Genomic DNA, 13,656 nt, shown 5'->3' with positions numbered 1-13,656 from the left:
AATGCTTTACAAAAATCATCTACATGGCAAAACAAAGCATCTAAACTAAACATAGGGCAGGTTGCTGGATTTAACGCTATTTTCAGCTTACTACCTGTCCCTTTCCTTATCCCGAACTCAGGTTAGCTAGATTGCCATATCCTAATTTCATCCAGGGCATCCAAGGACAGTCTCTCGCCCACTTTGCAGGAGGGACATCAACAGCATCAGGTCGGCAAGTATTTGATATAAAGTATTCAACTCCTTTAAACTTTTCCCCAGGGCAATAGTCTAAGTATTTACTATCTCCTGCTAACGGATGCGGGTATTCTAAAGGAATTTCCATAACAGAGGTGATATATCCCTTGCCTTTGGGTATGACAAATTTTTTTGGTTTAACTGAGCCTTGGACAATTCGATTAGCAATATGTACTACTGGTACTGGTTGACTTGCTGTTGGTGACTGCCAAAAGTGTAGAATATCTTCGGTTACTGGGTTACAAAATAAACCGATTTCTCTATTAATCCGATATCCGACTTCGCCGTACTCAGGATCGGGCTTAATAAATACTTTTGTAGCATTCATACCAATAATAGAAAACAATTTTTCTTTTGGCTTATCTGGTGTCTCTTGCCACGAAATTTCCCCAGACCAGTTGTAATAAAGCTGTAACCCATGATTTTTTCTGTAAAAATCGAGGTTATTAAGTTCGTAGTCATCTAAGTAATCACTCATCTCTGTTCCTTTTATTCTTAAATCAGTAAACAGTAAACAGTAAATAGTAAACAGTAAACAGTAAACAGTAAACAGTTGGGGGATTTAAACTCGCTAGATAGCGCCTGCCACTAATCGACTTTGGGTTATTAGTTTTCAGTTTGAAGTGAGTGCTCCCTTAGTGGTTCTCGTTAAACCCAATTATCTTGACTGATAACTGTTAAATGCTTTTGTTTGCAATTATCATCCAGAGATTGATGAGCGGATTTGATTTTATTTTGACGTAAACTTCTACTTAACTGGCAACTTGCTTTTTTGTGTTGATTTTATCTTCTGTCAAAATTTACGGCTATTTACCAATTCCCAGTCCCCAGTCCCCAGTACGATAGTAAACGTGACCTTTGAGTAACTTAACTACCCTCAGTCATTTTATAGATCAATGGATAAACGTTTTTTTAAAATCTTTGGTTTAACAGAAGCTCAAGCGATCGCAATTATCGATACACCATTAGAACAACTCGAAGACCCTACTGATAAATACATTGCTGTTTCACATCTGATTAATTTCCCAACTGAGCAATCAATTGCAGCTTTGGTACGTGCAATTGAAACTAGTAACCCAGCTGAATTAGATCACCGCATTGTTCGACGTAAAGCTGTAGAAAGCCTGGGGCGATTGCAGGCTAAATCAGCATTACCTGTAATTCGGCAGTGCCTCAAGGATGATGATATTTATACTGTTGAAAATTCCGTGTGGGCAATTGGGGAAATCGGGACTAAAGATTCAGAAATCCTCGAAGAAGTGTCACAACTACTTGATAAGCCAGGTCAAATCTATCGGGTGATTATTCACATGTTGGCGAACGCTGACTATAAATCGGCTCTAGAGCGTGTGCAAAAATTTACACAAGCTGAGGACGAACCTACCCGTAGTGCGGCGATCGCCACAGTTTGTCGCTTCACGGGTGACTACTCCCAAATCACTGAGGTGATAGCGCTGCTGCAAAGTCCCAACGTTAATGCACGGCGCGGTTGCATTCAAGACCTGATTGATTCGCACTACTACAAAGCCATCCCACAAATTGCCCGTTGTCCTGTATCTCTGGTGTTTCGACTGCGAGCATTACGGATGCTCTTAGATGCAGGTGTTCCCACTGGTGAAATTACGTTCGCGGAAGTTCAGCCCTATCTAGAGCAAGTACTATACGATCATCCCAACGACATTGACCTGGTACACGAGTACGACGTTACCCCTTTACTAAATTTTGTCATTGACGAACTTTACCAAACCGATTTTGGCCGGTGCTATTTAGCAACAAAAACTTTGCTTGATATCTATTTGCAGGAAGCACCCCAAGCACTCTTAGCAACTTATATGGACAAAGCCTATAACGATTATGGTGGTCATTATCATGTGATGAAACTTCTGGGCTGGCTGAAATATACTTCTGGCTACGATTTGTTAGTAGAAAACCTGCACAACCGCGAACCCCAGTTTCAGAAATCCCGTACTGCTTGTGCGATCGCTCTTGGGGAATTGGGCGATCCACGCGCAGTTACCGAACTCAAAACTTGCCTGAGTACGCCAATTTGGGATTTGAAATATGCTTGCTTATTGGCGTTAGACCGTTTAGGAGACTCATCCGGCAGGGAAATGTGTGCTACTGATGCTGACTGGTTAATTCGAGCGAAAGCGACGAGTAATAATTAGTAGGGATGGGCATTTTGCCCATCTTCCATTTTGCACGTTGGATAATTAAGCGATCGCCGAACTGTAAAATACGTTCATTAACAGAAAAACTAGCTGATTTGAAAACCGACAGTATATTTTATCGCATCTTCCAGAGTCTCCCCAGCACCTTCTTTGAACTAATAAACCAGCCGCCATCACTTGCCAATGCTTATCAATTTTCCTCAGTTGAAGTTAAACAACTAGCATTTAGAATCGATGGCGTATTCTTGCCAAATGCACCAGAACTAGCCATTTATTTTGCTGAAGTTCAATTTCAACCAGACAAAAAAATTTATTCACGTTTGTTTACTGAAATCTTTAACTATCTCGATAAAACCGAATTAACTAACACCTGGCGTAGTGTCGTTATCTTTCCTAACCGCAGCATTGATACTGGAGATACAGAAAGATACACAGAATTACTTAACTCCCAAAGAGTAACTCGCGTTTATCTAGATGAATTAACCTCGATAGAGTCATCATCAATCGGGATTGAGACAGTAAAATTAATCGTAGAACCAGAATCAACTGCAACAGCAAAAGCTATAGAGATAGTAAACAGCGCTCGACAAGAAATTATGGATACCGCCCAACAGCGGGAAATTATACAATTGATTGAAACGATATTAATCTATAAATTGCCGCGCTTGAGCCGGGAGGAGATGGCAAAAATGTTCGGATTAAGTGAGTTAAAGCAAACTAGATTTTACCAAGAAGTTTTTACAGAGGGCAAGCAGGAAGGTAAAGAAGAAGGAAAGCTAGAAGGAAAGCTAGAAGGAAAGCTAGAAGGGAAGCTAGAAGGGAAGCTAGAAACAATACCTCAGTTATTGGCTTTAGGATTGAGTATTGAGCAAATAGCTCAAGCTTTAGGTTTGGACGAACAAGTTGTTAGGCAAGCTACACAATCGGAACCATAAAACGATGGAGTGCGCGTTAGCCTCTGTTATACCAAGTTTGGTACTGAGTAAGACGCTTGCTTGTACTCAATTTTGGACGTTGGATAATTAAGCGATCGCCGAACTGTAAAATACGTTCATTAACAGAAAAACTAGCTGATTTGAAAACCGACAGTATATTTTATCGCATCTTCCAGAGTCTCCCCAGCACCTTCTTTGAACTAATAAACCAGCCGCCATCACTTGCCAATGCTTATCAATTTTCCTCAGTTGAAGTTAAACAACTAGCATTTAGAATCGATGGCGTATTCTTGCCAAATGCACCAGAACTAGCCATTTATTTTGCTGAAGTTCAATTTCAACCAGACAAAAAAATTTATTCACGTTTGTTTACTGAAATCTTTAACTATCTCGATAAAACCGAATTAACTAACACCTGGCGTAGTGTCGTTATCTTTCCTAACCGCAGCATTGATACTGGAGATACAGAAAGATACACAGAATTACTTAACTCCCAAAGAGTAACTCGCGTTTATCTAGATGAATTAACCTCGATAGAGTCATCATCAATCGGGATTGAGACAGTAAAATTAATCGTAGAACCAGAATCAACTGCAACAGCAAAAGCTATAGAGATAGTAAACAGCGCTCGACAAGAAATTATGGATACCGCCCAACAGCGGGAAATTATACAATTGATTGAAACGATATTAATCTATAAATTGCCGCGCTTGAGCCGGGAGGAGATGGCAAAAATGTTTGGATTAAGTGAGTTAAAGCAAACTAGATTTTACCAAGAAGTTTTTACAGAGGGCAAACAGCAAGGTAAAGAAGAAGGAAAGCTAGAAGGGAAGCTAGAAGGAAAGCTAGAAGGAAAACTAGAAGGAAAGCTAGAAGGAAAGCTAGAAGGAAAACTAGAAACAATACCTCAGTTATTGGCTTTAGGGTTGAGTATTGAGCAGATAGCTCAAGCTTTAGATTTGGATGAACAAGTTGTTAGGCAAGCTGCACAATCGGAAACATAAAACGATGGAGTGCATGTTAGTCTGTGTTGTGTCCTGATCAGCAAATTGTCCATAATAATAAAACCCCACCTCGCTTTTAGCTGACGCCAAAATCTCCTTTACTGCTTGTGAAGAGGGGCTAGAGGTGGGGTTGTAAGTATGATGGTTAATCAACCGAATATGATATTAGCCATTAAAAACGCGACTGCGCCACTTATTCAACCGGGCTTCTCCGATTGTGGCAAACCGTCGAGTATCAGCAATTTGCTCTTGTAAAGAGGTAATCTGTTTTGCCTGCGCGTCAGCTTGTTGTTGCAGAGATGTATATTCGTCTGTACTTGTCACAGAACTAGAAGACTGCCAACTACTACTAAATTGTGTTGTACCGATGCTAGCAAAAGGTCGTAATTCTGCTAGTTGTTGTTGCAAAGCTGTAATTTGGCTTTCTTGCTCTTGAATTTTTTGCCGCAAGCCTTGTTCGGCTTGGGTGCGAGCTGCAACAAACGTATTAACTTGGGCATCTGGCTTAGGCTTGAATAGATCAGCTAGTAATGCACTCACATCCGTGGATTTCAGCTTACCGTAAGGAGTATTAGTAATTAGCGATCGCACCAGCTGAGGCTTATTATTCGATGCTAGATTTTTGTCGCTGCTGGAATTGCTACGCACCAATTGCAGCATGTTGGTAAATTCCAATATTTTTGTGCCTGTTTGGGTTTTGTAACCCCGATAATATGGCACGATGTTTTCCCCAAAGGCATCTAAATACTCGTCGCTATCAAGGTAGGAATCAATATCTGCTTCAAAACCTTGTTCATCCAGAATGTTGCTGTGATGAATTGTCTCTGAGTAGTCATCGGGAGCACGACCTAGCAGGTGTTTAAAGTTCAACTCAATGGCGCGGTAGCGGTAAACGTTGTCAAAAAATCTGGAGCGATACAACTGTGACTTAGCAATCTGACGGACAAACTCGCGGACGGTAATTACACCTTGCTTGAGTTGAGATTCTGGGACAGTGAGCCGCTCACTTTCCATAACGTAAGCATTGCCCAATACTTGGCGATAAACCGCTTGAATCACGATTTCGATTTCATCAGCTGAAGCACCAAACCATAGTTCAATTGGTTGTGTCTGGGAAAATGCTTGATACTGTCTTTGTCTGATTTCGTCGTCTGATAAGGTTTGCATAGTTGGGTTGGTTCGGGTAGGAGTTACTAATGGCTGAGACTTGAGGTTGAGAATATTCGCCAGAAATCTATTGACATCGGTTGTAGCACCTGATGTAGCACCTAAAGGTGGCGCGATCGCTTTGGGAGTATTGGTGATCAGTGAGCGATTCAGTCCAGAGCGACTTCCCTTAACGCTGGATTGGTCGCTGCTAGAAGCACCGCGCAGCAATTGGAACAGGTAGGTAAACCCAGCAAGATTTTTACCTGTTTGGGTTTTATAACCCCGGTAAAACGGTACTGTGTCTTCACCAAATGCTGCTTTGTACTCATCACTATCAACATAAGAGTCGATTTCAGCTGCAAAGCCGCTTTCATCCAGTAGATGTGTGTGATGTACCATCTCGGCGTGGTCATCAGGTGCACGACCAAGTAAATGCTTAAAATTAAGTTCAACGGCACGGTAGCGGGGGTAGTTATCGAAAAAGCGCGATCGGTAAAGTTCCGATTTAGCCACTTGACGCACAAACTCGCGGACACTAAGTTCCCCCTGCTTGAGTTGCGACTCTGGGACTGTGAGTCGCTCACTTTCCATAACATAAGTATTACCTAAAACTTGCCTGTATACGGCTCTAATCAAGGTTTCAAATTCTTCTTCAGAGCTACCTATCCGTTGCTGAATCGGGTTTGAGTCTTCAAACAATCCTACACCCAATTGCGAGGCGCTACTAATCACAGGGTTGATAAAACTACTAACCATTTCAACAACCTCCTAAAAAACAATATTTTTAAAGGTAATGGGAGCTAAGTAATTGTTAGCGCTTTATAGTACAAATAAGCACTAATATTTTCTGATCCTCTTTCCAGTCAGGATTAAGTTATCAAGTTTTGGGGAGTTTTTTAGTTACATTTTCTAACAAAATTAGACGGCTAACAGTTAATAACTAATAGCTAATAGTCTGAAAAAATTAGCAATTAGCAATTAACAATTAGCCGTCACTAACTGTTAACTTTATGTCAACTTATCTATTTATTTTCAAACGCGCTCATCAAATCTAGTGTAGAAACCACCGTATTTTATCCAGTATTGTTTCAAAGTGTGATGAGGGGTATGTAAACTAGCTTTTGCCTGATATAAAATGACTTGGCGATGCTCACCCATCCAAATTTTATTAACTGGGTCAACAGATATTACTGATCCTCCTAAAGAAGCGACACATTCAGAAAATCTTTCAATCGTCGTATACTCTAATGTCTCGAATATAAAAAAGTTACCGGAACAAATCAAGTGGCGACTGCGAATCCAGCAACGCATCCTTTTTTCAGCCTGTGGAGGCAACATTTTGGTTTCAATAGCCTCAAGCTGAATTAACATAATGCGCTAACCGCATCTAATTCATCGGCAAAACTTTCCTGTTTTTCAAACCGCAAAGGCCCAGCCTTTGAACCCCATATTTGCTCGTGGGTTTCAACATCCATGCCTTTGTCTAAACTTGTCCAAGTATGCTCGGTTACTTCTGCGTCGCTGATTAGATATGTTTGATGACCATTGCGAGGAATCAGACATTGATTTCCTGGCTCCACACTACCTCGAAACATTTCACCCTCTCGCACAAAAACCATTGAACAGTGATAACGCCGTTCAATGCTATTTGGAGTGATAGTTTTGAGAATATCTAATTCACGAGCTGCACCTGCATAAAGCACAGGGTCTTTCAAACTGTAGTTTTCGATATAGATGCGATCGCCCCAATCTACTAGTCTATGTACTCCCTGTCGATAGGGTGTCCATAAATCGTAGTCATATACTTGCTCAGAATAAAAACCAATAGCAGAAAAAAAATCAAATGGTAAAGGACGAAAAAAAATGTGGATGTGAGCGAAAAGTTGAGGATTTGCAAAAGATTGCTTGTGGTTGCTAAAATCTCCTGCCATCCAACAAGCTAAGGTGAGCAAATCGCTAGCGTTGGTGCTAGAACCACTGGGCGCTATCGTCATATTCAACCTCAGGAGCAACAAGACAAAACTAAATGATTCTTTTATGTTTTAACTCAAGATTATTAACTTGTTGGACTTGACAAAGAACGAATTTCTGAAGAAAAGGAAGCTGTAGTCACTCCTTTACCATCACTGGTTTTAATCATCGCTACCCGAAATCTGAGATTCGGGTTAGCAAACCAAATTCGTTCTTCAGCCGCAGCGTGGTCATACTCTGTTAGCAGGGTAAAGATACCATCGTCACTTAGGTGATATTTGCTCACTGCTGGAATTGTTTCCGCGTATCCTTTATCCCGCAAGAGTTTACCTCTAGAGGGATTTTCTGGATCGGGAATTGGCACTAACACAGTACTACCAGAAAGCGGTTTATCGTCCCAGTCTGACTCTCCCTCCCAAGTCATCCGAAAAGGATGGGTGATACTTGCAGGGTCAATATCATACAATTTACAGATTTCCAAAACCTCCGGTTCTTCGACGTTCAGGGCCTCAATGTCAATCGTAGAAAGCACTTCTTCAAAGTGGGCGAATGCTAAATGATGACCGCTACGCTGCGATCGCCATTGCCCAATTGACTGTTCAAAGAATTCGGTAATTTTCATTACAAAAGTGATTTGAAAAAGTAGCTTAAAATCCAAGAGATATCTTGGCTAAAGAATTATTCTCTCAGTCTATATAGTAGTCCCCTTGCTCACAGCTGCAACTATCATTCGGGGGTGTAAATGCTAAGGACACTGATCGTAGCGGAAACCACTACGACCTGGTATCGTTTAAGTAAAAAAGGTCAGAATTGCTGCTGTTTGAATACGATTCGGATAAGCATTCCACCTTTATTGTGGTCTGGGTAAAGGGGAAGGGTGAATTCAAACATTTTCCCTTTTCCCTTTCCCCTTTAACCGAACCGTATTGGCTGCTGTTTGATCAGCCTTTCTGCCTTTTTTATCTCTACTCAGACAAATTTAAGCAACTTCAGTGATGCTGACAATTTTGCCACCTGTCTTATGAATGTTTTGCACTTGCTGAGACAGCTGGTTATAGTCAACCACATATTTAATGTTGCCTAAGCGAGTACGGGGGCCAGTAGCGCCTTTGATTACTTTAATCAAGAAGCGTTTGCTGGTGGTGGTGCAACCACCAGCAGTAGGAGCCTTGATAGATGTGGGTAAATTTGCACCTACATCACTGATCAGCTTGGCTTTGCGATCGCTATCACTGCTAGCCGCTCCTCTCAATAAGGTAAAGGTGCGGTTAAAGCTGACATTCTTCAATCCTGTTTGGCTGCTAGTACTGCGAGCATAGGGAACAATACTATCGCCAAAACTCTGCTGATACTCCTCGCTATCAATATAAGACTCGATTTCGGCATCGTAGCCCTGTTCATTGTAGATGCGGACGTGTTCAGCAATTTCTGACTGATCAGCAGGAGGACGCCCTAGCAGGTGTTTGAAGTTCAGTTCAATGAACCGATTTTGGGAAGAAGAGTTAAAAAACAGGGATTGATAAAGTTCTGATTTGGCAACGGCGTTGACGAATTCGCGTACTGTGATTTTGCGATCGCGCAGTAATGATTCAGCACTTACTAGGCGCTGACTGTCCATTAAATACCCATTACCCAAAACCTGTTTGTAAACTGTCCGAATTAGCGTTTGTAATTCATCTTCGGTGATGTTCGGACGCAGTTCTACCCTAGGTGAATCAATAGCCCAAAGTGACATTAAAGTATCTCCTGAAAAACGTGGTGAATTAAATAGATTTACGAGCATTCCACCTGTATACGGGTGGATTTTCGTGTCAGTTGTCAGTTGTTTTTGCTACTGACCAGCCTTTTGTTAAACGCTAGTCTACTAAGGTGCGTTAAATGTCCGTACAACTCACCCAGTAGAGCATCTATGCTAATTAATGCAAATATTAAATGTATTTTTCTTGGTGTCTTTGTCTTAGTGGTTAAAAAATTTACTTTTGAACCACCAAAGGAGGGCAGGCGTGTAGGTAAAGAGAAGTCTATAGCTTCCCATTTACGTTTTTCCCAAACTAAGCATTATCTAGTTAACAGGAGTAATACTGGCAATCAGTCCGCCCTGTTTGTGAATCCGCTGATACTCTTCTGAAAGCTGATTGTAGGGTACAAACAAGACTTGGTTACTGCGGCGGAATTTGGAGATCCGATTTACCGCATTTGCTTTATAGCCAGTAACTTCAACCCGGTAGACCTTGCCGTCGTCGCCTGCTCCCACACCTTGACGAGTGCGAGGAGTAAATGTTGGATTACGGAATGTAGCCCCGCTGCTAGCTGGTGAAACCACGGGGGTGGGCGTGCCTTGAATTACTAAGCTGTTTAATTTCGGTTGTTTACCAGCTAAGTCACCTTTGAGGCTACTGCTAGAAGCACCACGTACCAGTTGAAATAAGTGGGTAAACTGAACCAAACTTTGGATAGCTTCTGTTTTGTAGCCCCGAATATAAGGTACGGTATTTTCCCCAAAGATTTCTTGGTACTCGTCGCTGTTTATATAGGAATCAATATCAGCTTCAAAGCCTTTGGTATCCAGAATAGTGCTGTGAGCGCGGGTTTCTTCTAGATCTAATGGAGCACGTCCTAGGAGATGTCTGAAATTCAACTCAATCGCTCGATAGCGAGGGGAACTATCAAAAAAACGTGAACGGTAAAGTTCCGACTTAGCAACCTGACGCACAAACTCGCGAACGCTAATCTCACCTCGTTTGAGTTGAGATTCAGGAACCGTGAGGCGTTCACTCTCCAACACATAGGCATTGCCTAAAACTTGTCTGTAGACTGCTCGTATTATGGTTTCAACCTCTTCTTCAGAGCGACCTGGCCACAGCTCAATGGGATCGGTATCTTCAAAAAGAGCGACCCCCAATCGTGATGCTGATCCGAACGCCATTCAAACTATCTCCCAATTAACAACAAAATTTTATGAGAATAATTTCAGCAGATGTCAAAAAACTTTACATCATTCTGACGAAGAAAGGCCATAAAGCCTTTAAATTTTTCTAATCTTGATGATTTGAGTTTTTACATCTATGCCTTTACACATTCTGATACGTTGCTGAAGTTATATTTGTTAATAATTGTTAAGTTAAATGATCCTTTATAAGAATTTCAGCTTTTTTTTAGTATTGGAATGGTAATTACTTTACAGGCGATGGTACTGTTAATAACCGCCCAAGTACAATCGGGAACATTAACAGAAAATTAAGCGTTTCATCTCATGACTCAAGGCTATGAGATAAAAAACTCCATCCCACAAGTGGCATGGAGTTATTGGGCATGGGAAATGGGAAGTGGGGAAGAGAATAATTAATAACTCCTATCTCCTTTCTCCTTGATTATTGGAAAGCCGCTAATTTGCTAATTAAATGGTCAAAATAGGGAGTAAGAGCTTCTTGCTGATTGGGTTCGCATCGTTTCAAACTTGCTGCTTTGATGCTTTTTAAACCCAAAACCATTGCATCTAAAGGAACTTGTAATTCCTGATAGAGCAAGTTCATGTGGTGTAATCCTGTGGAACTGGTATAGCTGGTGTGGCTAGCTGCTATGCCATAGGTAATACAGCAAAGAAAATGCCAAAAGTCTCGCCAGCAGGCTTGAGCGCGTTCAGGGGGATAAAGACCTCCTCCAGGTTGGACAATTTCGGGATAAGTCGCCAAAACTTGTTCTCTGGCTTCATCAACAATTTCGGCTGCGCGATCGCGTAAACATTGAGCAACAGGAATAAATGCCGAATTATCCGGTGACAAGTTTTGAATCTGCATCAAATCTTCGTCACTCAGATAGCGACCTGCATCGTCTGCAGCTTGAAATATGGCAATCGCAGCTTTTGGATGGGACTGTTCCCACTCAGTAAAGCTGACAATTCTGGCTTTGGCGATTAATTCTTTAACGGTTTCGCTTAATTGAGTCATTGGGATGGGGGATGGAGAATGGGGAATGGGGAATGGGGAATGGGGGAAGATAGAGAATAATCAATGCCAATTCCCTTTATTACAATCTTCAGAGAATGCGATCGCCTTTTTTTGACATTTGTAAAATAAAGTTAAAGAATGACCCTACCAAATACGCGTATGGAAATTCATCAAATTAAAGCCGAACTGAAAAATCCAGATTTTCAGTACCGCTTAAAGGCGATCGCCGCTCTCAAAGATTATGAATCAGAAGTTGCAGTTCCTCTGTTAACTAGTAAACTCCAAGACTCAGAATTTCTGGTACGTTCCTTTGTGGCAAGAGGTCTGGGTAGCCAACAATCAGCAGAATCTTTTGCCGCCTTGATGCAAATCATGAAGTTTGACGATACCCCTAACGTGCGAGCTGAGGCAGCAAATTCTTTATCGCTATTTGGCAGAGTAGCAGTTTCTCATCTAGTTCTGGCATTTTATCAAGATGACCACTGGCTAGTACGGCGCAGCATTTTGGCAGCTATAGCCGAAATGGATTGTCCTGAAGAACTATTTGATATCTGCGTTCAAGGTTTACAAGATGAAGACTTCACAGTTCAAGAATCGTCTGTTGATGCACTTGGCTTACTAGCTAATTCTAGTCAACATGCTGCGGCGTTATCTCAACTGCTGAATTTGGTGAATGATGAATCTTGGCGGATGCGTGTACGAGTAGCCTATGCTCTCAAACGATTTGACCAACCGCAAGCAAAAGCAGCGTTGGAACAACTCAGACAAGATACAGATCATCGAGTTGTTGGAGCTACTTTAGAAGACTTGTCGCCACAATAGAGTGCTAGATTTTAGGATTTATTGGACGTTAGAAAATTCAGGTGAGTACTAGCAAATACACTCTAAACATCAAAAATTTACCAAAAACATATAAATCTTGACAGAAATATCTGGATAGTCTGCCAAAAGCTGGAATAAAAGATTAACTTTTTCAATATCAGGAGACATTTGTGACTGATATCCCCTCTGGACAAATGACTTGGCGACCACCAGGCTCCTCAGAATGTGCCTTACATTTGCGGCATAATGCTTCGGAACCTTGGCGATCATATAAAGATTTTCCCCAATATCTTGTACCTGATCCACCCGGTTTTTCTGAAGGATACGCTACATTTTTAGCACTCCTAAAACTAAACTGGCAGTCGTTATAAACTCGCTACAGTGCAACTGGTCAAAATAATTCGTAATTCGTAATTCGTAATTCGTAATTTGTAATTCGTAATTCGTAATTAAGAGCCGTAATTATGAATTACGTAAAGCCTGTGGCATAGCTACGCTTAGAACGTAGTGTTACGTAGCCCCAGAGCGAATTAGAAATTATTTGGTCAATTACTCAAACTTTCACGGGTTGTTCTGCGGGTGTAAGCGTTCCAAACATCGAGTTCTGAAGGCGGAAGGCTGTGAAGCATCGCTTTAGCCGCGTCTGTGAGTCCAAGGACAAGCGTGAAATCTGCTCCAGCAACACTCTGAAGATGTTCCATTGCTGCGTCACTTAGATCCGCTGCTCGCAAATCTGTATTCCGCAAATCAGCTCCATTCAATCGAGCATTCCGCAAGCAAGCACCTGTCAAATAGGCTCTACTCAAGTCAGCACCACTCAAAGCCGCACCTTGTAAATTGGCTCCTGTCAAGTCAGCACCACTCAAGTAGGCTCCACGCAGATTAGCACCTTGCAGATCCGCATCCCTTAAAGAAGCTGTATTGAGAAAAGCACCATTAAGATTAGCACCAGGCCCCACTGCTCCAGAAGCTTTATAGTTAAAGTCTTGGGGCCATTTCGTTTTTGTATCATAACGTGCTACTTGCAATTTAGCTGCTTCTAAGTTCGCACCACTGAGATTCGCTTGCTCAAGGTCAGCACGGTTTAAATAGGCTCCCTGCAAATTAGCTCCACTTAGATCGGCTCCCCGTAGGTTAGCTCCTCGCAGATCAGCCCCACTCAGATTTGCATCACTTAAGACCGCTTCGCTCAGGTCGGCTCCTAGTAGCTTGGCTTTACTGAGGTTAGCCTGTTGTAAATCGACTCCCCTCAAATTGAATTTATATAAATCTAGTTGTTCTAGAGCAAGTCCAGCTTTGAGGGCTGATAAGATTTCTGGAGTTGGACTGGGGCGTTCGCTAGTAATATTTTGAATTTCACTATTTATCATCTGATTAAAATAAGGCTTTTGGAGTATTCTACACTTTAGAGTAAGAGATG

General features: G+C 41.7%; 14 protein-coding genes. 5 read left to right on the top strand and 9 right to left on the bottom strand.

Going from position 1 to position 13,656, the window contains the following annotated elements; genetic code table 11:
- Window positions 1-106: 106 nt before the first annotated feature.
- Complete coding sequence (locus tag FNW02_RS32685; protein WP_225226073.1) at window positions 107-715, bottom strand: DUF1838 family protein; 609 nt, start codon at window positions 713-715, stop codon at window positions 107-109.
- Window positions 716-1,133: 418 nt separating this feature from the next.
- Here FNW02_RS32685 and FNW02_RS32680 point away from each other — a divergent pair, with 418 nt between their 5' ends.
- From FNW02_RS32680 to FNW02_RS32670, 3 genes are all read left to right on the top strand, one after another.
- On the top strand, window positions 1,134-2,405 hold the full coding sequence (locus FNW02_RS32680) for a HEAT repeat domain-containing protein (RefSeq protein ID WP_191761619.1): 1,272 nt from the start codon (window positions 1,134-1,136) through the stop codon (window positions 2,403-2,405).
- A 98-nt stretch (window positions 2,406-2,503) separates the two neighbouring features.
- On the top strand, window positions 2,504-3,343 hold the full coding sequence (locus tag FNW02_RS32675) for an Rpn family recombination-promoting nuclease/putative transposase (protein ID WP_191761624.1): 840 nt from the start codon (window positions 2,504-2,506) through the stop codon (window positions 3,341-3,343).
- A gap of 140 nt (window positions 3,344-3,483) precedes the next feature.
- Entirely contained in the window at window positions 3,484-4,347 is an 864-nt protein-coding gene (locus FNW02_RS32670) for an Rpn family recombination-promoting nuclease/putative transposase (RefSeq protein ID WP_191761623.1), read from the top strand.
- Between the two features lie 165 nt (window positions 4,348-4,512).
- On the opposite strand, the gene FNW02_RS39160 is transcribed toward FNW02_RS32670, so the two are convergent.
- From FNW02_RS39160 to FNW02_RS32630, 7 genes are all read right to left on the bottom strand, one after another.
- Window positions 4,513-6,252 (bottom strand): phycobilisome rod-core linker polypeptide, encoded by a 1,740-nt coding sequence (locus FNW02_RS39160; RefSeq protein WP_225226072.1) that lies wholly within the window; start codon window positions 6,250-6,252, stop codon window positions 4,513-4,515.
- A gap of 276 nt (window positions 6,253-6,528) precedes the next feature.
- Window positions 6,529-6,867 carry a CpeR family transcriptional regulator gene (locus FNW02_RS32655; protein WP_191761618.1) on the bottom strand — a complete coding sequence of 113 codons (339 nt, stop codon included), beginning with the start codon at window positions 6,865-6,867 and terminating at the stop codon, window positions 6,529-6,531.
- Window positions 6,861-7,490, bottom strand: a complete 630-nt coding sequence (locus tag FNW02_RS32650; RefSeq protein ID WP_191761616.1) for a chromophore lyase CpcT/CpeT — start codon at window positions 7,488-7,490, stop codon at window positions 6,861-6,863. Before FNW02_RS32650 ends, FNW02_RS32655 begins: the two co-directional genes overlap by 7 nt.
- A gap of 62 nt (window positions 7,491-7,552) precedes the next feature.
- Window positions 7,553-8,089 (bottom strand): phycobiliprotein lyase, encoded by a 537-nt coding sequence (locus FNW02_RS32645; RefSeq protein WP_191761615.1) that lies wholly within the window; start codon window positions 8,087-8,089, stop codon window positions 7,553-7,555.
- 357 nt (window positions 8,090-8,446) lie between these two features.
- Window positions 8,447-9,202 carry a phycobilisome rod-core linker polypeptide gene (locus tag FNW02_RS32640; RefSeq protein WP_191761614.1) on the bottom strand — a complete coding sequence of 252 codons (756 nt, stop codon included), beginning with the start codon at window positions 9,200-9,202 and terminating at the stop codon, window positions 8,447-8,449.
- Between the two features lie 327 nt (window positions 9,203-9,529).
- Window positions 9,530-10,393 (bottom strand): phycobilisome linker polypeptide, encoded by an 864-nt coding sequence (locus FNW02_RS32635; RefSeq protein WP_191761612.1) that lies wholly within the window; start codon window positions 10,391-10,393, stop codon window positions 9,530-9,532.
- Window positions 10,394-10,838: 445 nt separating this feature from the next.
- Window positions 10,839-11,414: a globin family protein gene (locus FNW02_RS32630; RefSeq protein ID WP_191761610.1), complete on the bottom strand. Its 576-nt coding sequence runs from the start codon at window positions 11,412-11,414 to the stop codon at window positions 10,839-10,841.
- Window positions 11,415-11,573: 159 nt separating this feature from the next.
- Between FNW02_RS32630 and FNW02_RS32625 the strand changes: the two genes are divergently transcribed.
- Together FNW02_RS32625 and FNW02_RS32620 are read left to right on the top strand one after the other, a co-directional pair.
- A complete protein-coding gene (locus tag FNW02_RS32625; RefSeq protein WP_191761621.1) occupies window positions 11,574-12,236 on the top strand; it encodes a HEAT repeat domain-containing protein in 663 nt (220 codons plus the stop codon).
- 170 nt (window positions 12,237-12,406) lie between these two features.
- Window positions 12,407-12,607 carry a hypothetical protein gene (locus FNW02_RS32620; RefSeq protein ID WP_191761625.1) on the top strand — a complete coding sequence of 67 codons (201 nt, stop codon included), beginning with the start codon at window positions 12,407-12,409 and terminating at the stop codon, window positions 12,605-12,607.
- 174 nt (window positions 12,608-12,781) lie between these two features.
- Here the strand turns inward: FNW02_RS32620 and FNW02_RS32615 are convergent, their stop codons facing one another.
- On the bottom strand, window positions 12,782-13,606 hold the full coding sequence (locus FNW02_RS32615; protein ID WP_191761608.1) for a pentapeptide repeat-containing protein: 825 nt from the start codon (window positions 13,604-13,606) through the stop codon (window positions 12,782-12,784).
- Between the last annotated feature and the right edge of the window lie 50 nt (window positions 13,607-13,656).

It is taken from the genome of Komarekiella delphini-convector SJRDD-AB1 (genome assembly GCF_014831675.1).
In the GTDB taxonomy this organism is placed as follows: domain Bacteria; phylum Cyanobacteriota; class Cyanobacteriia; order Cyanobacteriales; family Nostocaceae; genus Komarekiella.
The sequence above is the reverse complement of the archived record's forward strand: the minus strand, read 5'-3'. Positions and strand labels throughout refer to the sequence as shown.